Below are 18,397 nucleotides of genomic sequence, written 5' to 3' on the forward strand. Positions count from 1 at the left end.
AAGTACTGGGTGCGGATGCGCAGAGCCTGGCCGCTGGTGGTCGTGCTGTCGCTCACCTGCTGCGCGCTGCTCTTGCGCCACGTGACGTCATACGTGCCGCCGCTGCGCTCGACCTTGGAGCCGCTGAGGAACACGCCTGCCACGTCATCGGTGGTGATGGCCGGGCGGCCGTCGGTCTTGTCGAACTCGAAGACGCTGTTGACGAAGCCGATCGCCTTGGCGTGGCGGATCCAGAAGCCGTACGACGGGCGCTTGCCGAAGATGCGCGGCGGGTAGGCGTCGGAGACCTCGGGCGGGTTGGCGGTCGCCTCGGAAGCGGGGTGGCCGCCGGGGACTGTCAGCTTGACCGTGTCGAAGGTGATGTTCTCGATCGGGGAGTCGGTGCGGCCGGAGATGGTGCTGGCGTAGTCGGGGTCGCCGGGGATGTCCTTCGGCGCGGTGAGGTTGGTGCCGGTGACGTTCTTGAAGGAGATGTCACGGATCTTGCCGGGGCCCGGCTTTCCGGGGCAGCGGCCCCGGTTGCCGATGTGCATGAAGATCGGCGAACCGGTCTTGGTCAGCGTGATGTTCTCGTAGCTGACCTTCTCGATGGTCGCGCCGTCCATCGACACGATGCCGAGGCCCGCCTTCGAGGCGCCGCCGATGGTCAGGTTCTTGAACTGGATGTTGCGGAAGCTGCCGCAGGTCTCCGAGCCGAACTGCAGCGCGTTGTTCTCGGTCGAGGTGATCGAGGTGTCGCGCACGATGTTGTTCTCGGACACGAACGTCTTGCCCAGCGCGTAGTCGCTCTTGAACGCGACCGCGTCGTCGCTGGCGACGATGGTCGAGTTGGACATCTCGATGTTCGAGCTGTTGATGAAGTTGATGCCGTCGCGGTCGTCGCCGGTGTCGACCTTCAGCTTGTCGATCTTGATGCCGTTGCAGCCGTTGGCGATGATCGCGAAGTGCCCGGCCTGGCGCAGTGTGATGCCGCTGATGCTGATGTTCTTGCACAGCGTCAGCGAGAGCATCTTGTCGCCGATGCCCGCCTTGATGTTCTCGCCGGTCTCGAGCTTGTTGTTGCCGTCGATGACCCCGGAGCCGGTGAACGAGACGTTCTCCACGCCGGCGCCGCGCAGCAGCGCGTTGTTGAAGTGGCTGTGCCCGAAGTCCTGGTACTTGTCGTTGGAGTTGGACTCCGGCGCGTCGATCCCGCTGCCGGAGGCGATGATCTTCGAGCCTGCCTGCAGGTTGATGGTGATGTTGCTCTTCAGGTGGATCGTGCGCGCGAGGTAGGTGCCCGACGGCACCTCGACGATGCCGCCGCCCGCGCTGCTGGCGGCGGTGATGGCCTTGTCGAAGGCGGGGGAGTCGACGGTGGTGCCGTTGCCCTTGGCGCCGAAGTCCTTGACATTGAAGGACGCGGCGTTGGGAGATGCTGTGGCGACCCCGGCTGGCGCGATGGTGGCGAGTGCCGCGGTGAGGGAGAGCACGGTGAACGCTGCTCCGGTCGGTCGACGCTTCATCTTCTTCCTTCACTAGGGGGTGCGGCGTCGAGGCGGCGGAGCTCGAAGATGCACTGAAAGCGGTTTCGCCTCGGAACACTAGGAGCGCGTTCCAGCTCACGTCAACAGCCGAAGGATGGCACCTCTGGCGGGCGGAAACACGCTGCTCGATCGGGCTACATACAGTGCGTGGCGAACGCCGATAGTTTGGTCTGATGCTGAGCGAACTGCAGATCGCCAACCTGAGCACCGCATTCGACGTACTGGACGTCACGCGCGACGGCGCGCTCGATCGGGATGATTTCGAAAAGATTTCGGAATCGGTGCTCGCCGGAATCGAGCGGCCCGCCGGTTCGATCTACGGCCAAGCCGTGCGCGACGGCTACCTCAACTGGTGGGAGCAGATCCGCGAGGACGCCGACGGGGACGGCGACGGCCGGGTCAGCAAGGCGGAGTACCTGGCCGCGGTCGACCGGGGTCTGTTGCACACCACGGACTATCTCGACGCGGTGACCTGCGTGGCGGACGCGTTGTTCACCGCGGTCGACACCGACGGCGACGGCTGCCTCAGCCACGAGGAGATGGGCGCGATCTACGCGAGCGTCGGCATCGGCGGCGAGGTCGCGGCGGGTGCGTTCGCGCAGATCGACACCGATCACGACGGCCGGATCACTTCCGCCGAATGGCGGGCCGCGATTCAGGGGGTATTCATGGCGACCATTGCCGAGGAACCCGGTTCGAATATGCTCGGCAACGCCTGAACTACCGTTTCCCGGTCGCTTGTTCGAGGCCTTTCGCGGCCAGCCGGTCGGCGCGCTCGTTCTCCGGGTGCCCGGCGTGCCCCTTGACCCAGTGCCACTCGACCTCGTGGCGCGCCGCGGCCTCCTCGAGCCGTTTCCACAGGTCGGCGTTCTTCACCGGCTGCCGCGCCGAGGTCTGCCAGCCGTTGGTCTTCCATTTGGCGACCCAGCTCATGATGCCGTTACGGACGTAGGTGCTGTCGGTGTACAACCGCACAGTGACCGGACGTGTGAGACTTTCCAGCGCCTCGATCGGCGCGGTCAGCTCCATCCGGTTGTTCGTCGTCTCGCCGGCCTCACCGCCGCACAGTTCCTTCTCGACGGTCCCGTACCGCAACACCGCGCCCCAGCCACCCGGCCCGGGATTCGGCACACAGGCTCCATCGGTGAAGATCTCGACCACTTGCTCGCTCACCGCGCCACCCTAACGGCCGCGTTGTGGTTTCGTGGGCGGGGTGAAACTCAACGACATGATCAGCACCGTGCGTGACTCGATCACGGTGCAACGGGTGTACGCCGACCCGATCGAGCGCGACGGCGTGGTGATCATCCCCGCGGCCAGTGTTCTCGGCGGCGGAGGAGGGGGACAGGGTCGCCAAGGCGCCGACGAGGGCGAAGGCGCCGGGTTCGGCGCGGGCGGGCGGCCGGTGGGCGCGTTCGTGGTCAAGAACGGCTGCGTCACCTGGGTGCCCGCCATCGACGTGACGCGGATCCTGCGCACGGTGTTCGGCGCCCTGGTGGCGATCGCGTACCTGCATCTGAGAAGGAAGCGACTGCCCAAGGCAACCTGACGGATATCCCCCGCGTGCAGGTGATCAGCGAGGGGACGCTGAAAGGGGATATTCATGTCTGTTCTAGTAAGACGCGGCTTGATCGCCGTGGCGGTTTCCGCACTGGCGATGGGGGTGGGGGTGTCGCCCGCGCAGGCGGCGAAGGACGTGTCGTGGTCCTTCGGGCCGTCGCTGGTCGACCCGGGCGGTCGGCTGGTCGCGGACCAGCACGTCGACATGGGTGGCTGCTACCCGGCCACACCAGTGACGTCGCCCGGCCTCGTCGAGCCACTGCGGTGGACGATGGGCGGCAACTTCGGCCGGATGTCCGGCTATGGCACGGCAGTGAACAAGCCGGGAAAGTATGTCGCGTCGTTCACCTGTAAAGACGGCAGGAAGACGTCGCGGACCTTCGTCGTCAAGGGCACCCCCGAGCCGACGCCGACCAAGACGCCGACGCCCACCACGACGAAGCCGACGCCCACCACGACGAAGCCGAAGCCACCCGCGCCGAAGCCGCAGGTGGTCGTCAAGCCGAAGGGGGCGCCGGCGACCGGCGGCGGTTACTCGGCCGCTTGAGCCAGCAGTGACCGGTACCAGCCGTCCCACGGATGGTTGGTGGCCGGGTAGTTGGCGAGCGGGCTGGTCGCGCGGGACGGGTCGTCGAAGTCCCAGCCTCGTACGGCACGCCCGGCTTGGCGGGCCGCCACGATGAACGAAGAACTCGTCGCCGGAGCGGCGTAGAACAGCGCGCCCTGCTTGAGTTCCGCGCTGTCGCCTTCCTGGTATTCGTCGAACGCGGTCTGCTGATAGCGGATGCGGTCCCCGGTCACGCCCGTGGCCGAGTACCGGAGCGTCTGGGCCGGCGTGGCACCGTCCGCGCCGGTCCAGACGCTCACCGGTCCCGAGACCGACTTGGGGTAACGGGCGTCGGAGGTCTTCGCATTGCCGGTCCAGGCGACCGTCTGGCCGCTGAGCGTGCCGCGCCACTCCCAGTTCTGGCTGCTGCTCTGGCTTTTGTGGATCTCGCGCAGTGTCGAGCCGGTGAACGCGATCGTCGGCAGCACGCCGTTGTCGTACTGATGACTCGGCGACCAGGTGATCTCGCCGTCCGCGCCGAGCTTGCCGACGTGGTACCAGAGTGTGCTCGCGGTCTGCGACTGGTGCACCTCGACGAGCGTGCCGTCGTCGCGCAGCGCGACCGCCGGCGTCTGCCCGCTGTCGTATTTGCCGTGCCTGAGCCAAGTCACGCGGTTGTCCGCGCCGAGCGTCCCGGTCCAGTACCAGAGCGAGCCACCGCCGGAGTCGTGCACTTCGACGACCTGGCCGCGGCCGTTGACCGCCACCGCGGGGTGGTAGCCGAGATCGCGGCGGTACTCGGCGCGGCTCTTGCCGTCACCCGAAAGCAGGCTGATCACGCGCCCGCGCAACGCGTCCACCGAGGGCAGGTCGCCGGGATAATCCTTGGCGAGCAGCAGTTTCGAGCCGAACGCGCTCGTGAGCTCCTGGTTGAGCGCGGTCATGTTGCCCGCCGCGTACGACGGGTTGTCGGTGAGGTCGTCCTTGAGGTCGAGCATGACGACCAGCGGCGCGTGCGTCCGATGCGCGTCGGACCAGTTCGACACGGCCGTGAGCCAGTCGCGCAGGTTGTTCGACGCGGGATTGCCCGCGTGGTCGACTTCGTCGCCGGGCCCGCTGTGGCCGAGCGAGTAGTCGCCGGTCGAGCCGAACAGGTTGTCGTGGATGTCGAACTCGAGGAACCGGACGCCGTGGTCGAGCTGGTAGGTGATGGAGTTCTTGGTGCCGCCGGAGTAGCTGTTGTGCGTCGCCTTGAAGACGGCTGACGCGAACGGCGTGTCCGCTGCCGCGGTCCCGGTCAGTGTCGCGGCGACGACCAGAGCCGCCGTGACGAGTGATCCTGCTCGTTTCAGACTGGTCATGACTTCGCTTTCGCTACGGTGGGGGCCGGATCATGCGGAGGTCGATGTGAGTATGCAGCGCCCGGTGACGGCGGCGGAGCTTTTCGACGACATCGGAGCGGGTTACGAGGACGCCTTCGGCAGGCCACCGGTCATCGACAAGGCGGTCCGCGAGCTGCTCGAGCGCTTGCCACCCGCCGCGCGCGTGCTCGACATCGGCAGCGGCACCGGCCGCCCGGTCGCACACGACCTGGCCGCGGCGGGCTGCCGGGTGACCGGGATCGACGTCTCCGGCGTCATGATCGGCATCGCCCGCGCGCAAGTGCCGTCCGCGGAGTTCATCCAGGCCGATGTCCGCGAGTGGACCTCACCGCCCGAGAGCTGGGAGGCGGTCTGCGCGTTCTTCCCGTTTCTGCAGATGTCACGCGCGGAAACGGAATCCGTGCTCGCGAAGATCGCACGCTGGCTGGTTCCCGGCGGGTATTTGTCGATTGTGACGGTGCCGAAGGACATCGAAGAGGTGGACGTCGATTTCCTGGGGCGTACGGTCCGGGTCACCAGCTTCGCCCCGGCGGATCTGGTGGCGCGGGTCGAATCAGCGGGGCTGACGGTCCTCGGCACGCACGCGGAGATCTTCAAGCCGGATAAGCAGGACGCGGAAGCCGAGGAGCATTTGCTGATCATTTCGCGCCGAGGCGAGTAGCCAGGGGCGAGAAGGCAGTAAGGTCATTCCTTGCCTGCGGGGCAGTACTCAGCGTCCCGGGGCGCGGGAGGGGAAATGCGGGCCGGAGAGGTCGTCGCCGGTAGATACCGGCTGGTGGAGCAGGTCGGATCCGGCGGGAACGGCGTGGTGTGGCGAGCGGTCGATGAGCGGCTCGACCGGCCGGTGGCGCTCAAACGTGCAATTCCGGGCGACGGACGGCGCTACTCCGAGCAGATCCGGGAATTGCGCCGCGAAGCCAGATTACTCGCCCAGCTGAACCATCGTAATGTCGTGACGCTCTATGACGTGCTCGACGACGGCGGTGAATGCTGGCTGGTCATGGAATACGTCCCGGCCAGGACGATGGCCGAGCGCGGCGTGCTCTCCCCGGTCGAGGCGGCTCATGCCGGCGCGCAGATCGCCGCCGCGCTGGTCGCGCTGCACGCCAAGGGCATGCTGCACCGGGACATCAAGCCGGCCAACATCCTCATGCTCGACGACGGCGAGGCCAAGCTCGGCGACTTCGGCATCTCCCAGATCGTCGCGGGTGAGGAGACGGTCACCGGATCGGCGCTGCTCGCGGGCACACCCGGCTATGTCGCGCCCGAGGTCGCGCGGGGGAGTGACCCGGTACCGGCCTCGGACATCTTCTCGCTGGGCTCGACCCTGTTCGCCGCGGTCGAGGGCACCTCGCCGGTCGGCGCCACCACCGACAACGCCTTCCTCCGGATCCGCCGTGCCGCGGACGGCACCATCGCCACCGCGCGCCAGGCCGGTCCGCTGGGCCCGGTGCTCGAACGGCTGCTGGCCGTCGACCCCGTACGGCGCCCGACCGCGGCCGAGGCACGCGACCTGCTGGCCGAGGTCGCCGGGATGACGCTTCCGGAGCCGCCCGCGGCCCCGCGTCGCGGTTCGCGCAAGCTGGTGCTGGCCGGTACGGCGATGGCCGTGGTGGCGGGCCTGGTGGCCTGGTTCGCGCTCAGCGGACCGCCCGAGGCGAAACCAGCACAGGGGCTGGTTCTCCCGGAAACCATGATCATGGGCGACCCGCGCACCGCCGACCCGTGCCCGCTGATCCCCTCCGGCCCGTTGAAGCGCTTCGGCGAGGCGGATTTCGTCAAGGATGTCGATGGTTTCGACCAGTGCGACGTGATCTTGAAGTACGACCTCGGTGAGATCGACACCAGGCTCAAGTTCGTCGCGGTCGCCAAGCCGGTCAAGATCCCCGGCGTGGCCGAGAACAAGGGCGGCTTCGCCGTTCTCCGTGGCACCTCGGCCGGTGAATACTGCGTCAACCGCATTCTGCTGCCCGAGGGGTACGAGATCCGGATCGACGCGTTCCGGCACCGGCAGCCGGATTTCGACGACCTCTGCGCGGTGGCCGGCGCCGCGACCGACTACGCGGCCGAGATGCTGGCCCGAGGTCCGATTCCCCGCAGGGCGCAGCCGGATCCGAGCTCCGCGATCAGGTTGGACGCGTGTGCGCTCGAGTCCTCGCCGGGGCTGTCGGACGTGCGCGGCGTCGATTTCGCGCATCCGAAGCCCGGGTTCGGCAACTGGGCGTGTACCTGGACGGGCTCCGCTTATCAGCTCAAACTGGAATTCCTCCGCCGCGAACTACCGGAGGCGAAGAACGTGGCCAAGACCGTTCAGCTCAAGGACAAGCGAGCCGTCGTATTCCAGGAAAAGAACGGCAGCGCCACCTGCGAGGTCGGAATGACCCTCTACCAATACGAGGACGATTTCCGCAATCTGCAGGATGACGCCGTCTTCGGTTCCGTGTCCGGCGGTTCGTCCCAAGATGAGCGTTGCCGTCTGGCGATCGAGTTGATGACCGCGTGGAGGCACCGATGAGCGAACGGCTCGCCCAGCTGGACGGCACCGCGCTGCCGTCCACCCATCACAGTCTCGCGTGGGGCGTGCCGCCAGGGGAGTCGGGCACCCTGCACGTGCTGGCGGTGACCGGCGGCATCACGGTCGGCCCGCGTGAAGGGCGGACGATCCTGTTCGGCCGCAACCGGCCGGACGTCCACGTCTGCGTCGGCGAGAACGACCGGCGGATCAGCAGGCACCAGGGCTCGCTGACGCACCGCGACGACCAGTGGTGGATCAGCACTTCGGGGCGGCTGCCGCTGCGCCTGCCGGGTTCGCGGCTGCTGTTCAGCGAAGACGAGCCGCTGCCGCTCGCGCCCGGGTACACGCCGCTGTTCGTGCGCGGCTCCAGCGGCCGCGAGCACCTGCTGGAGGTCCACGTCGGAGCGCGGGACGGCGGCCGCCAGCGCACCGAGCACGACGCGCCGACCCGCCCGCCGCACACCTGGGCGCTGTCGCCGTCCGAGCGGCTCGCGCTGATCGTGCTCGGGCAGCGCTACCTCCTGCACGAGGCATACCCGAACCCGTTGTCCTGGCGGCAGGCCGCCGAGCATCTCAACGATCTCCGGCCGGACGAGGACTGGACGCACAAGAAGGTCGAGCATCTCGTGGTCGGCGTCCGCACGAGGCTCAGCCGCGGCGGTGTCGCGGGCTTGACCCGTGAGGAGGTCGGCGAGCCCGTCGGCAACACCCTCAACCACAACCTGGTCCGCGAGCTGATGGAAAGCACCACGCTCGTGCCACCGGATCTGGGCTTACTCAACCACGACTGACGTCCGCCCGAACTCGCCGTAGAGGGTGTCGCCGCCGAGCATCGCCCGGTAGGCCAGCTCGATGCGGCGTGCCTTCGACGGCCGCAGACGCGTCTTGGCGGTGTCGAGGTCGAGGAATTCGCAGTGGCTGATCTCGTCGGCCTGCAGCCGGATCCGGCCGATCCGGTCGGCGTCGAGCACGCCGCCGTCGAAGATGAGCTGCATGCTGTCCCGCCACAGCCCGTGCGTCGGCATCCAGTCGACCACCAGCAGGCGTCCGATGTGGACGTCGATGCCCAGCTCTTCGAGCACCTCGCGACGGCAGGCGGCGAGCGGCGACTCGTCGTCCTCGGTCAGCCCGCCGGGGATTTCGAGGTAAGGCTTGTAGATCGGCGAAACGAACAGGACCCGGCCTGCCTCGTCGCGGATGAGCGCACCGGCGGCGACGCTCTTGCGCGGCAGCCTGCTCGCGATCCCGGTGACGAACTCGCCCTCCGGCTCGCCGTCGTCAAGGATGTCCTGGGCGAACAGCGCGGGGTCGCCGCAGTGGTTCATCGAGCCGCCTCATTCGGTCGTGCGATTTTCAGCGCACCTTATCGCCCTTCGCTCCGCCGCTGAGCTGGGTGAGCGCCGTCGTCACCGCTTCGACCGTCCCGAGCACCGCCTGCAGCAGCCGCAGCAGGTTGTCCGAGCTGGCCAGCAGCGTGCCCATCTTCTCGGCGATCTTCTGCCCGTACTCCACGGCGATCTGCACGATCTGCGGGATCGCCGCGGCCACGCTCGCGCCGAACGTGGCCGGTGCGGCGGCCACCGCCTGTGTCATGATCGGGATGATCTTCCCGGCTGCTTCGGTGATCAAGCCCGTGACCAGCTCCGTCACCCGCGCGACCACCTGACCGGCGCCGGACAGCGCGTGTGACACGGCCGTGCTCGCCTGCCCGAGCGCCTTGATCCCGTCGGCGTGCTTCTTGCTCGTGTCGCGGTAGTTCGCCCCGGCCCCTCCCGACCACCCGGTCGTCTCCTGGTCCGCTGACTCGCGGTAGGAATCGGCCGCGGAGTCGAGGTTTTGACCGGCGCCGTGCAGGCTCCGCGAGTTCGATGAGACGGGGCTCGGGTCGCCTTCGAGCTGCTTGAGTGGCTCTTCGAGGAACGAGACGAGATCCATGACCATGCCGAAACCCGCGCCCGCGATCGCCGAAAGCGGACTCGGCACCGGTCCGAGCAGGTCGAGCGCGGTGGAGGCTCCGCCGAGACCGGCGGCGACCCAGTCCTGGTTCTTCACCGCCTCGGTCGTCGACCTCAGATCGGCCAGCAGCCCAGCGGTGTCCGCGGTCATCGAAGATCCTCCCAGCGCACGGTGTTGTTGTCGTCGACGCGGTCGTAGCCGTCGGCGGCCAGCGTGAGCCACGTGCTCAAGTCGTCCACAGTGGACGATGCGTGCGTGACGGCGGCCATGGTCCGCGCCATCGCGTCGCCCAGCCCGGCGGTGAGCGGCTGGACGAAACCGCCGAGCGTCTGCGGGCCAAGCCTGTCCGGAAGTCCTCGCGCCGCGGCGGAAAGCTGGTCGGCAAGCGCGCCGACGCCTGCGGCGTGCGCGCGGATCTGGGTCGCGTCGACCTCGAAGCCAGGTGCGCTCATCGGGTGATCTCCGGTGGGTTGGTGAAGTAGTCGTCATCGCGGACCGGGCGTGCTTCGGCCGGCAGGTTCTCCTTGACGAAGTCCAGCGCGGGCCCGTCGCCCAGATAGTCCGTCATGATCTCCACGACCTGTGTCCCGACCGCCTGCTGCGCCTGCCGGGCCGTGGCCAGTATCAGCCGCGCGAGCTGATCGGCCTCGAGCGTCCGCGCGGATGGCGTCAGCCGCAGATCTTCGAGCGCGCCGCTGGGGCCGACCATGATCTGAACCTCGCCCCGCGGCGAGATCGCACTTCCGCCGACCTGCCGCAGCTGGTCACTCGCCATCCGGGCACTCGCCGCGGCGCGCGCGAGCGTCCCGTCGTAGTCCGCCAGCCATTGAGCCGCAGTCACTGTGTTCCCCTCGATGCCAAGGCCAGTTCGCCCAGTGCGAACCGCAAGTCGTTATGCCGTAACGGATTGACACTCACCCATCCGGTGGCGCGATTGATCCGGACACGCCCGCGCGGCCCATCGAGCCACGAGAGCTCGGTGCCGAGTCGCGTCGAGCCTCGGGTCGCTCCGAGCTGCCCGCGCCCGATCACCGTCGACACCAGCCCGGCGAGCTGATCGAGCACGCCGGGATCGCCGCCGCAGTCCCGGACCAGGTCCCGGAGCCGCCGTTCGTGCTCACGGTCGTTGCCACAGGCCAGCCCGGCCGCGGCGTCCACGGCATGCGCCGGCAACGTGATCGGCATCGACCGCGCGGCCGCGCGGTCAGGCACCAGCGCGAACAGCTCATCGGCCAGCGCCGCCTCGGGCACTCGCGACACCCGCACCGTTCCGGTGAGGTCATCGTCGAGTCGCTGACGGCAGATCAGCGCCCATGACCGGCAGACCATCGCGACGGCCGCGATGGTCTGGTCGCCGTCGGCCACCACGAGATCGATCGTGCCCTGCCGGTGCCGCAGCGCGGCGACCACGTCGGCGGCGATTCCGGCGGGCCCGTCTTCATCAGCGAGCCCGCTCGCCTCGAGCGTCGCACCGGCCGCGTGGAGCAGCACCTCGCGTTCCCCGTCGATCCGCCCGAAAGACGGAATCCGCAAGGGAAACGGGAACTTCGCCCCGGCGTGCGCGGCCAGCAGGTCCAGCTCGACCAGTCCGAAGTGGACGGTATCGGTCATTGCCCGCCGCCTTTCTCGACCGCCTGCGCGCCATCGGACTCCCGGTCGAGATACCGGCCGACCGTGGTCTTGAGCGCGTCGTGGAAGCCGGTGACCTCGGTGCCCGCCGCATCGACCTCCCCGGTCAGCCCAGTCCGCCCCGCCTCTTCCCGCAACCGTCGCGCGAGATGCAGCGCGGGCGGCGCGGTCCCGAGCAGTGGCAGCCGCTCGGCGAGCCGGTTCGCCGAGCCGGCGAGCGCCGTGGTCTGATCGCCGACGGTGCTGATGGCCTTGACCTGCGCGGTCAGTTCCCTTGGCACCACGCGATATCCGTGCATGTTTCCGCTCCCGTCCGTCACAGTCCGATGACCGGCGTGCTGGTCATCTCATCGGCGTCGAGCAGCGGCTGATCGAAGACGGGCATGCGGTTCTTGTGCTCTTTTTCTTCCTCGCCCTGAGCGCGCGCCCCATGACCCGGCATCATCCCGCCGTTCCCCGCGGCCCGTGCCGCGGCGAGCTGAGCCATCGCCGCCCGCCCGGCCAGCGCGGCGGTCAGCCCGCCACCGGTCATGAGCCCACCCGTCAATCCCGCTCCGGTCGCCTGTCCCCAAGACAGCCCAGCGCCGGAGTTCGCGCTGCCGCCGGTGTATCCGGCCGCGCTGGTCGTCTCGTCGGCACCCAGCCGACCGAACGTCTTGGCTTTGGTCGACCCGGCGGGGGCGATGGCGTCACTGCTGTTCCGCAGGCTCTCCTCGTAGCGCTGCATGACGTGCACGGCCTCGGCCTTCCGTTCGGCGGCCGCGACATCGGCGAGGAACAAGCTCGCCCCGCCCGCGGCCACCGCGCCGATCGCGGCGCCGATCAAGGCACCGGGCCCAGCGCCGACCCCACCGGCACCCGCCCCGACGATCGCCCCGATCGCGGCACCCGCCCCTGCCCCGGCGACCGCGGCACTCGCGGCAGGCCCCAGCGCGTCCCCAGGCGGCGGTGGCATGGTGTTGCGCGCGGTGGCCAGCGCGTCCCCGGCGCCCTGAGCCGCCTCGCCGACGGTCGCCGCCCGGTTCCCGATCCCGGACGTCCGCTGACTGAGCTCCCCAAGCCGGTCCGCGGCCCGTTCGGCGGCCTGGCCGCTCCAGCTCTCCTTGAGGGAAGCACGCTGGTCACGCAGTGTCTCGCCATGGCCGGTGAGCTCGGTCCCGTGCCGGTCCCACTCGGCCGCGACCGCGCTGACGTCGCCGACATCGGCGTCGTCCCAGAGCATCTGGTAGAGCTGCTCGTGCGTGTACGCGTTCCAGTTGGTGCCGTCCGGGGGAGTGGGCGAGCCGAAATACCCCTCCCAGACGTTGTTCAGCGCGTCGACGAGTGGCTTCGCCAGGTCACCGATCGGGCCCAGCAGGCCGGTGGCCGCGCTTGCCAGGTCGTTTACGCCCTCTGACGCCGTTTCCGCGATGTTCCCCGCATCGGGTTCGCCCGCCATTACCCCCGCCTTCGTCCGCGCCGGTCATGCCTGGACGGAAGGTAGGGGAGGCCGATGAAATCACGATGAAACGGGCTAGGTCGCGCCTAGTCGAGGCGGAGCGAAGGGCCGGCTGTCTTGATCGCACTTCACGAAAAAAATGGCCGGTCTCACTGGATTGTCTTGCGAGGAGCCCGGCCCGACGCCCGCAGGAACTCCCGGTTCAAGGTGGCGATGCTGGCGAACGGGATTCCCTTCGGACAGGACGTCACGCACTCGCCGGTGTTGGTACAGCCTCCGAACCCTTCATCGTCCATGGCCGCGACGAGGTCGAGCACCCGCTGTTCGCGCTCGGGCTGCCCCTGCGGCAACACGTTGAGGTGGGTCACCTTCGCCGACGTGAACAGCATCGCCGAGCCGTTCGGGCAGGCTGCCACGCACGCGCCGCAGCCGATGCAGGTGGCGTTGTCGAAGGCCGTCTCGGCGTCCGGCTTGGGCACCGGTGTGGCGTGCGCGTCCGGGGCACTGCCGGTCGGCGCGGTGACATAGCCGCCTGCCTGGATGATCCGGTCGAACGCCGAGCGGTCGACGACCAGATCCTTGACCACCGGGAAACCCTTGGCGCGCCACGGTTCCACGTCAATCACGTCGCCGTCGCGGAAGGCACGCATGTGCAGCTGGCAGGTCGTCGTGCGCTCCGGGCCGTGTGCCCGGCCGTTGATGACCACCCCGCAGGAGCCGCAGATGCCCTCCCGGCAGTCGTGGTCGAACGCCACCGGCTGCTCGCCGCTGGTGATCAGGTCCTGGTTGAGGACGTCCAACATCTCCAGGAACGACATCTCCGGGCTGATGTCGTCGACGGTGTAGGCGACCATCCGCCCGCGTTCGGCAGGGCTGGACTGGCGCCAGACGCGCACGGTGAGTTTCACGTGTAGCTCCGCTGAGTCGGGTGGACATGATCGAAGGTCAGTTCCTCGTGGTGCAGCACGGGTCGCCCGCCGTGCTCCCACGCGGCGACGTGGCTGAAGCGTGCGTCGTCCCGCAGCGCCTCGCCGTCGCCGGTCCGGTGCTCCTCGCGGAAGTGCCCGCCGCACGACTCCTCGCGCAGCAAGGCGTCGAGCAGCATGAGCTCGGCCAGTTCGAGGAAGTCCGCGACCCGGTTGGCCTTCTCCAGCTCCTGGTTGAGCTCGGCGCCCGCACCGGGGACGCGGACCGAGCTCCAGAACTCCGCGCGTAGTTCGGGCACCCGTTCCAGCGCCTTGCGCAGACCGGCGTCGGTGCGGGACATGCCGCAGTGGTCCCACATCAGCAGGCCCAGTTCGCGGTGGAACGAATCGACGGTCCGCGTGCCGTTGATCGAGAGCAGCCTGCCCAGCCGGGCCCGCACCTCGGTTTCGACCGTGGTGACCGCGGGATGCGCGGGGGAGACAGTGTCGAAGTCGCCGCCGCCGATGTAGTCGTTGATCGTGGTCGGCAGCACGAAGTAGCCGTCCGCCAGGCCCTGCATCAGCGCCGAGGCGCCGAGCCGGTTCGCGCCGTGGTCGGAGAAGTTCGCCTCGCCGATCACGAACAACCCGGGGATCGTGCTCTGGAGGTCGTAGTCCACCCACAGGCCACCCATCGTGTAGTGGATCGCGGGGTAGATGCGCATCGGGACCTGGTACGGATCCTCGGCGGTGATCCGCTGGTACATGTCGAACAGGTTGCCGTAGCGGGCCTCGATCGCTTGCCTGCCAAGGTGTGCGATCGCGTCGGCGAAGTCCAGATACACGCCCAGCCCGCCCGGTCCGACCCCGAAGCCCGCGTCGCAGCGGTTCTTCGCCGCCCTGGACGCGATGTCGCGCGGCACGAGGTTGCCGAAGCTCGGATACATCCGCTCCAGGTAGTAGTCGCGCTCGTTCTCCGGGATCTGGCCAGGCGGCCTGGTGTCGCCGGGGGACAGGGGCACCCAGATCCGGCCGTCGTTGCGCAGCGACTCGCTCATCAGCGTCAGCTTCGACTGGTGATCGCCGGAGCGTGGGATGCACGTGGGGTGGATCTGGGTGAAGCACGGGTTCGCGAACCAGGCGCCACGGCGGTGCGCGCGCCAGATCGCGCTCGCGTTGGAGCCCTTGGCATTGGTGGACAGGTAGAACACGTTGCCGTAGCCGCCGGTGGCCAGCACGACGGCGTCGGCGAGATGCGTCGTGATCTCCCCGGTGATCAGGTTCCTGGCGACGATTCCCCGCGCGCGGCCGTCCACGACGATCAGGTCGAGCATCTCGGTGCGGGCGTGCATCTCGACACCGCCGCCATCGATCTGCCTGGACAGCGCCTGGTAGGCCCCGAGCAGCAGTTGCTGCCCTGTCTGGCCTCGCGCGTAGAACGTGCGCTGGACCTGCACGCCGCCGAACGAGCGCGTGTCGAGCAGACCGCCGTACTCGCGGGCGAACGGCACGCCCTGTGCGACGGCCTGGTCGATGATCTGCGTGGAGATCTCCGCCAGCCGGTACACATTGGACTCCCGTGAGCGGAAGTCACCGCCCTTGACCGTGTCGTAGAACAGCCGGTAGACGGAGTCGCCGTCGTTGCGGTAGTTCTTCGCCGCGTTGATGCCGCCTTGCGCGGCCACGGAGTGGGCACGGCGCGGGGAATCCTGGAAGCAGAACTGCACCACGTCATAGCCCTGCTCGGCCAGCGTCGCGCCCGCCGAAGCGCCCGCGAGCCCGGTGCCGACCACGATCACCCGGTGCTTGCGGCGGTTGGCGGGGTTCACCAGCTTCGCGGTGAACTTCCGTTCACTCCAGCGCCTTTCCAGTGCGACGTCCGGCGATTTGGTGTCGGCGATGGGAGATCCGACGGTGTGGTCGAGCATGGTCAAGCCACCAATCCGGTCATCACGCCGATCGGGACGGCGAGGAAGCCGCCCGTGATCACCACGCTCACGAGGGTGCCGACGGTCCTGATCGCCCCGCCCGCGAAGCCCAGCGTGCGGGCCGCGCTCCAGAAACCGTGGTTGAGGTGCAGCCCGAGCATCAGCAGCGCCACCAGGTAGATCACGTTGACCCACCACACGCTGAAGTCGGCGACGATGTTGTGGAACGGCCTGCCGTCGACGTAGTCCCGGTTGGCCACGCCCACGGTCAGGTCGAGGATGTGCCAGACCAGGTAAACCGCCAGCGTCGCGCCGCCCCAGCGCATCGTGCTGGTCGCGAAACTCGCCCGCGCGCGCTGGCTGTGCACGTACCGGACCGGCCTTGCCCGGCGGTCCCTGATGGACAGCTGGGCGGCGGCGATGATGTGCAGGCCGACGGCGACGACCAGGCCCGCGCGCATGATCCACAGGAATGCCCCGTACGGCAGCACGGGCTCGCCGATCGTGCGCAGCCAGGCCGCGTACCGGTCGAAGTCGGCGGCGCCGAGGAAGACCTTCAGGTTGCCCAGCATGTGCGCGAACAGATAGGCCACCAGCGCCAGGCCGGTTACCGCCATGACGGTCTTCTTCCCGATGGTCGACGCCCAGAACCGGCCGATCGACGTGCGTTTTCGTGGTGGGACAACGAGATCCGTGGACACCCAGCCGACGCTAGGCCTGGGCCGACCAGAGGGCAAACAGAAGTTAAGTCTCATCAGCAGAGGCTGTGCCTATGATAGTCGGGTGCAGTTCCATCAGCTCGCCTACTTCGTGGCCGTCACCGACACCCGGCACTTCACCCGCGCGGCCGAGCTGATGCGGGTCGCCCAGCCCTCGCTCTCGCAGCAGATACGCGCACTCGAGCGCGACGTCGGCGCCGAGCTTTTCCACCGGATACGGGGAAATCTCTCGCTGACCGAGGCGGGGGAGACCCTGCTGCCGTTCGCCAGGCGCATCCTCGCCGACACCGAATCGGCGTACCAGGCCGTGCGGGAACTCGACGAGCTGGGGCGTGGACGAGTGCGGCTGGGTGCCACGCCGAGCCTGTGCACCGGCCTGCTGCCCGCGATGCTCGCCGAGTTCCGGGCCGCCTACCCTGGGATCGAGCTCACACTGCACGAGAGTGGTTCGCGCGACCTGCAGACCGATTTGTCCGAAGGCGCGCTGGATCTGGCGATAGTCGTCGACTCGCGGCCGCACGACCAGAACAGGCTGGCCACGCGTCCGCTGCTCATCGAGGAACTGGTCGTGATCTCCGCCAAGGACCGGCCGCCGCCGGTGCGCCGGGCCCGGATGCGGATCGCCGACCTCGACGGCCGGCCGCTGGTGATGTTCCGCCGCGGCTACGACCTGCGCGACGCCACCGTCGACGCCTGCCGTGCCGAGGGGTTCGAACCGTCGTTCGCCATCGAGGGCGGCGAGATGGACGCCGTGCTGGAGTTCGTGCGGGCCGGTATGGGGATCGCCGTCGTACCGAGCACCGTGGTCAGGGACAGGTTTCGCGTCACCCGCTTCGCCGAGCCAGGGCTCAGCCGGGTCGTGCGGCTCGCCAGCCGCCAGGACGTCGAACCGTCCAGGGCCGTACGGGCTCTGCGCGATGCCATCACCCGGTATCTCGCCAATGCCGCCATCCTTCCCCGAGGCACCCGCTCCCTACTGAAAGACGGCGAGCCGGGGTGAACGAAAGCGACAGCGATTCGCTCCTCGTGTCCTGCTCCGCCGACACCTGAGCTTTGCGACCTACACGGTCTTGACCGGCTGCCTCAAGATCGTTTTGAGCTTGGCGGGCGGGGTTCTGCGTGCGTCGCTGAGGTAGATCTCGTGATGGTCGCCGTTGAAGGTGAGGCCGTTCTCGGACAGATAGTGGTTGTGGAGGCGGTCCAGCGTGGGCGTCTCGTCGTCGTAGGAGCCGATGTGCAGGATCTGGACGCAGGTCCCTTCGACGAGGGTGAGCGGCCTGACGTCCTCGAGCGCGGGGAGGGCCTTCTTCTTCGAGACATCATGGATCGCGGCCTGGATCATGTCGTCGGTGATCCAGGACGGCTGACTGATCATCATGGTCCACTCCCACAGCTGCTTGCGCCGTGTCAGGAACACGGTGGGGTCGTCGGCTCGCCACAGTCCCTCCAGCGGGCCGACCACGAAGTCCCGGCCGAGTGTCTTCTTGCTGGTGAACTTCAGCGTGTACGCCACCCCGTACAGGGCTTCGACCGCGTTCGCGTACGTGGGTGAGGTGTTCGGATCACCTCGGCCATCGACTGCGATGTACCGGAACTCGGGCACCTCGACGACGGTGAATCCCTTGGAAGACGGGGAGTAGAGCTGCTTGTGGGCCTTTTTGATGTCGTACTTGTCCACCGCGGTCTCCTTTACCAAAGCGCCCAGCGTGGTTTCGGTCCAGCCGGCATCGGCGCTGAGCATGGCCTCGCTGTAGTCGAAGATCGCGGAGGCGGCACCGGGCAAGGGTTCCTGCCTGGAGCGAGCCGCCCGGACGTCCTCGAGTTGTTTCCGCACCGCCTCCAGGCGCCGGGTCAGTCCGGTCACCACGTCCGCGTCCGGCAGGCCGGGACTGTTGGCCATCGCGATCAGCACGCGCGCCCGCATCGGTGTCAGGGTCGTCAGCGCCTCCCGCGTGGCGGCAGCACACAGTTCATGACCCGACCTTGTGACACGGAAGGTGGTGCGCGCCTTCGCGGATGATGGAGCGCCCGCCGCTTCGATCAAGCCGCGCTTGGACAGTTTGTCGAGCACGTAGTAGATCGAGGAGAAGCCGAGCGCCGTCCATGCGCGAATCCCACGCTCTTCGATGACCTTTTCCAGGTCATAGCCGTGGCGGGGCTGTTCGACGAGCAGCCCGAGCACTGTCAGCTCGCCGTCGGTCAGGGTGAGGGACACGGCACTATTCTAGCATTAGAATAGTGCTGGTCGCCTGGTTCTCCCAGGCTCTGCGCTTGCGGGTGGTGCGGGTGAGC

The 18,397-nt window shown here is 68.3% G+C and carries 21 protein-coding genes; 7 read left to right on the forward strand and 14 right to left on the reverse strand.

Translation table 11 applies throughout. From position 1 onward, the window contains the following. The coding region (locus ACFV15_RS18215) for a glycoside hydrolase family 28 protein (RefSeq protein WP_378351633.1) at positions 1–1,505 on the reverse strand (1,505 nt) is incomplete at its 3' end. Positions 1,506–1,699: 194 nt separating this feature from the next. Here ACFV15_RS18215 and ACFV15_RS18220 point away from each other — a divergent pair. Continuing rightward, the gene (locus tag ACFV15_RS18220) at positions 1,700–2,245 is read left to right on the forward strand and encodes an EF-hand domain-containing protein (RefSeq protein ID WP_378351634.1); all 546 of its coding nucleotides are present in this window, start codon (positions 1,700–1,702) and stop codon (positions 2,243–2,245) included. A gap of 1 nt (position 2,246) precedes the next feature. Here ACFV15_RS18220 and rnhA read toward each other — a convergent pair whose 3' ends face one another. Beyond that, positions 2,247–2,699 (reverse strand): ribonuclease HI, encoded by a 453-nt coding sequence (gene rnhA / locus ACFV15_RS18225; protein ID WP_378351635.1) that lies wholly within the window; start codon positions 2,697–2,699, stop codon positions 2,247–2,249. 55 nt (positions 2,700–2,754) lie between these two features. Between rnhA and ACFV15_RS18230 the strand changes: the two genes are divergently transcribed. Beyond that, positions 2,755–3,075: a spore germination protein GerW family protein gene (locus ACFV15_RS18230; protein ID WP_378351636.1), complete on the forward strand. Its 321-nt coding sequence runs from the start codon at positions 2,755–2,757 to the stop codon at positions 3,073–3,075. A 54-nt stretch (positions 3,076–3,129) separates the two neighbouring features. Then, positions 3,130–3,633: a hypothetical protein gene (locus tag ACFV15_RS18235; protein ID WP_378351637.1), complete on the forward strand. Its 504-nt coding sequence runs from the start codon at positions 3,130–3,132 to the stop codon at positions 3,631–3,633. On the opposite strand, the gene ACFV15_RS18240 is transcribed toward ACFV15_RS18235, so the two are convergent. After that, the gene (locus ACFV15_RS18240) at positions 3,618–4,994 is read right to left on the reverse strand and encodes a hypothetical protein (RefSeq protein WP_378351638.1); all 1,377 of its coding nucleotides are present in this window, start codon (positions 4,992–4,994) and stop codon (positions 3,618–3,620) included. The genes ACFV15_RS18235 and ACFV15_RS18240 overlap by 16 nt on opposite strands. A gap of 52 nt (positions 4,995–5,046) precedes the next feature. On the opposite strand from ACFV15_RS18240, the gene ACFV15_RS18245 reads away from it, so the two are divergent. The 3 genes from ACFV15_RS18245 to ACFV15_RS18255 all read left to right on the forward strand — a co-directional run bounded on the left by ACFV15_RS18245 (position 5,047) and on the right by ACFV15_RS18255 (position 8,321). Then, positions 5,047–5,676, forward strand: coding sequence for a class I SAM-dependent DNA methyltransferase (locus ACFV15_RS18245; RefSeq protein ID WP_378351710.1), 630 nt, complete (start codon positions 5,047–5,049; stop codon positions 5,674–5,676). A gap of 75 nt (positions 5,677–5,751) precedes the next feature. After that, positions 5,752–7,530 carry a serine/threonine-protein kinase gene (locus tag ACFV15_RS18250; RefSeq protein WP_378351639.1) on the forward strand — a complete coding sequence of 593 codons (1,779 nt, stop codon included), beginning with the start codon at positions 5,752–5,754 and terminating at the stop codon, positions 7,528–7,530. After that, positions 7,527–8,321 (forward strand): FHA domain-containing protein, encoded by a 795-nt coding sequence (locus ACFV15_RS18255; protein ID WP_378351640.1) that lies wholly within the window; start codon positions 7,527–7,529, stop codon positions 8,319–8,321. The genes ACFV15_RS18250 and ACFV15_RS18255 overlap by 4 nt, the downstream gene beginning before the upstream one ends. Here ACFV15_RS18255 and ACFV15_RS18260 read toward each other — a convergent pair. The 10 genes from ACFV15_RS18260 to ACFV15_RS18305 all read right to left on the reverse strand — a co-directional run bounded on the left by ACFV15_RS18260 (position 8,304) and on the right by ACFV15_RS18305 (position 16,003). Next, the gene (locus tag ACFV15_RS18260) at positions 8,304–8,855 is read right to left on the reverse strand and encodes an NUDIX domain-containing protein (RefSeq protein WP_378351641.1); all 552 of its coding nucleotides are present in this window, start codon (positions 8,853–8,855) and stop codon (positions 8,304–8,306) included. The two genes, ACFV15_RS18255 and ACFV15_RS18260, sit on opposite strands and share 18 nt — an antisense overlap. 28 nt (positions 8,856–8,883) lie before the next feature. Beyond that, a complete protein-coding gene (locus ACFV15_RS18265; protein WP_378351642.1) occupies positions 8,884–9,636 on the reverse strand; it encodes a hypothetical protein in 753 nt (250 codons plus the stop codon). Beyond that, entirely contained in the window at positions 9,633–9,938 is a 306-nt protein-coding gene (locus ACFV15_RS18270; RefSeq protein WP_378351643.1) for a type VII secretion target, read from the reverse strand. The genes ACFV15_RS18265 and ACFV15_RS18270 overlap by 4 nt, the downstream gene beginning before the upstream one ends. Continuing rightward, positions 9,935–10,327, reverse strand: coding sequence for a YbaB/EbfC family nucleoid-associated protein (locus tag ACFV15_RS18275; RefSeq protein ID WP_378351644.1), 393 nt, complete (start codon positions 10,325–10,327; stop codon positions 9,935–9,937). The genes ACFV15_RS18270 and ACFV15_RS18275 overlap by 4 nt, the downstream gene beginning before the upstream one ends. After that, positions 10,324–11,097: an ESX secretion-associated protein EspG gene (locus ACFV15_RS18280; protein ID WP_378351645.1), complete on the reverse strand. Its 774-nt coding sequence runs from the start codon at positions 11,095–11,097 to the stop codon at positions 10,324–10,326. The genes ACFV15_RS18275 and ACFV15_RS18280 overlap by 4 nt, the downstream gene beginning before the upstream one ends. After that, entirely contained in the window at positions 11,094–11,414 is a 321-nt protein-coding gene (locus ACFV15_RS18285; RefSeq protein ID WP_378351646.1) for a hypothetical protein, read from the reverse strand. Before ACFV15_RS18285 ends, ACFV15_RS18280 begins: the two co-directional genes overlap by 4 nt. Before the next feature lie 17 nt (positions 11,415–11,431). Next, on the reverse strand, positions 11,432–12,553 hold the full coding sequence (locus ACFV15_RS18290; protein ID WP_378351647.1) for a WXG100 family type VII secretion target: 1,122 nt from the start codon (positions 12,551–12,553) through the stop codon (positions 11,432–11,434). A gap of 149 nt (positions 12,554–12,702) precedes the next feature. After that, complete coding sequence (locus ACFV15_RS18295; RefSeq protein ID WP_378351648.1) at positions 12,703–13,461, reverse strand: succinate dehydrogenase/fumarate reductase iron-sulfur subunit; 759 nt, start codon at positions 13,459–13,461, stop codon at positions 12,703–12,705. Then, complete coding sequence (locus ACFV15_RS18300; RefSeq protein WP_378351649.1) at positions 13,458–15,386, reverse strand: fumarate reductase/succinate dehydrogenase flavoprotein subunit; 1,929 nt, start codon at positions 15,384–15,386, stop codon at positions 13,458–13,460. Before ACFV15_RS18300 ends, ACFV15_RS18295 begins: the two co-directional genes overlap by 4 nt. Before the next feature lie 2 nt (positions 15,387–15,388). Continuing rightward, a complete protein-coding gene (locus tag ACFV15_RS18305; RefSeq protein WP_378351711.1) occupies positions 15,389–16,003 on the reverse strand; it encodes a succinate dehydrogenase cytochrome b subunit in 615 nt (204 codons plus the stop codon). A 166-nt stretch (positions 16,004–16,169) separates the two neighbouring features. Here ACFV15_RS18305 and ACFV15_RS18310 point away from each other — a divergent pair, with 166 nt between their 5' ends. After that, the gene (locus ACFV15_RS18310) at positions 16,170–17,105 is read left to right on the forward strand and encodes a LysR family transcriptional regulator (RefSeq protein WP_378351650.1); all 936 of its coding nucleotides are present in this window, start codon (positions 16,170–16,172) and stop codon (positions 17,103–17,105) included. Positions 17,106–17,165: 60 nt separating this feature from the next. Here ACFV15_RS18310 and ACFV15_RS18315 read toward each other — a convergent pair whose 3' ends face one another. Beyond that, a complete protein-coding gene (locus ACFV15_RS18315) occupies positions 17,166–18,320 on the reverse strand; it encodes a GyrI-like domain-containing protein (RefSeq protein WP_378351651.1) in 1,155 nt (384 codons plus the stop codon). Between the last annotated feature and the right edge of the window lie 77 nt (positions 18,321–18,397).

Origin of the sequence: Amycolatopsis sp. NPDC059657, assembly GCF_042734395.1 — a bacterium.
In the GTDB taxonomy this organism is placed as follows: Bacteria; Actinomycetota; Actinomycetes; order Mycobacteriales; family Pseudonocardiaceae; genus Amycolatopsis.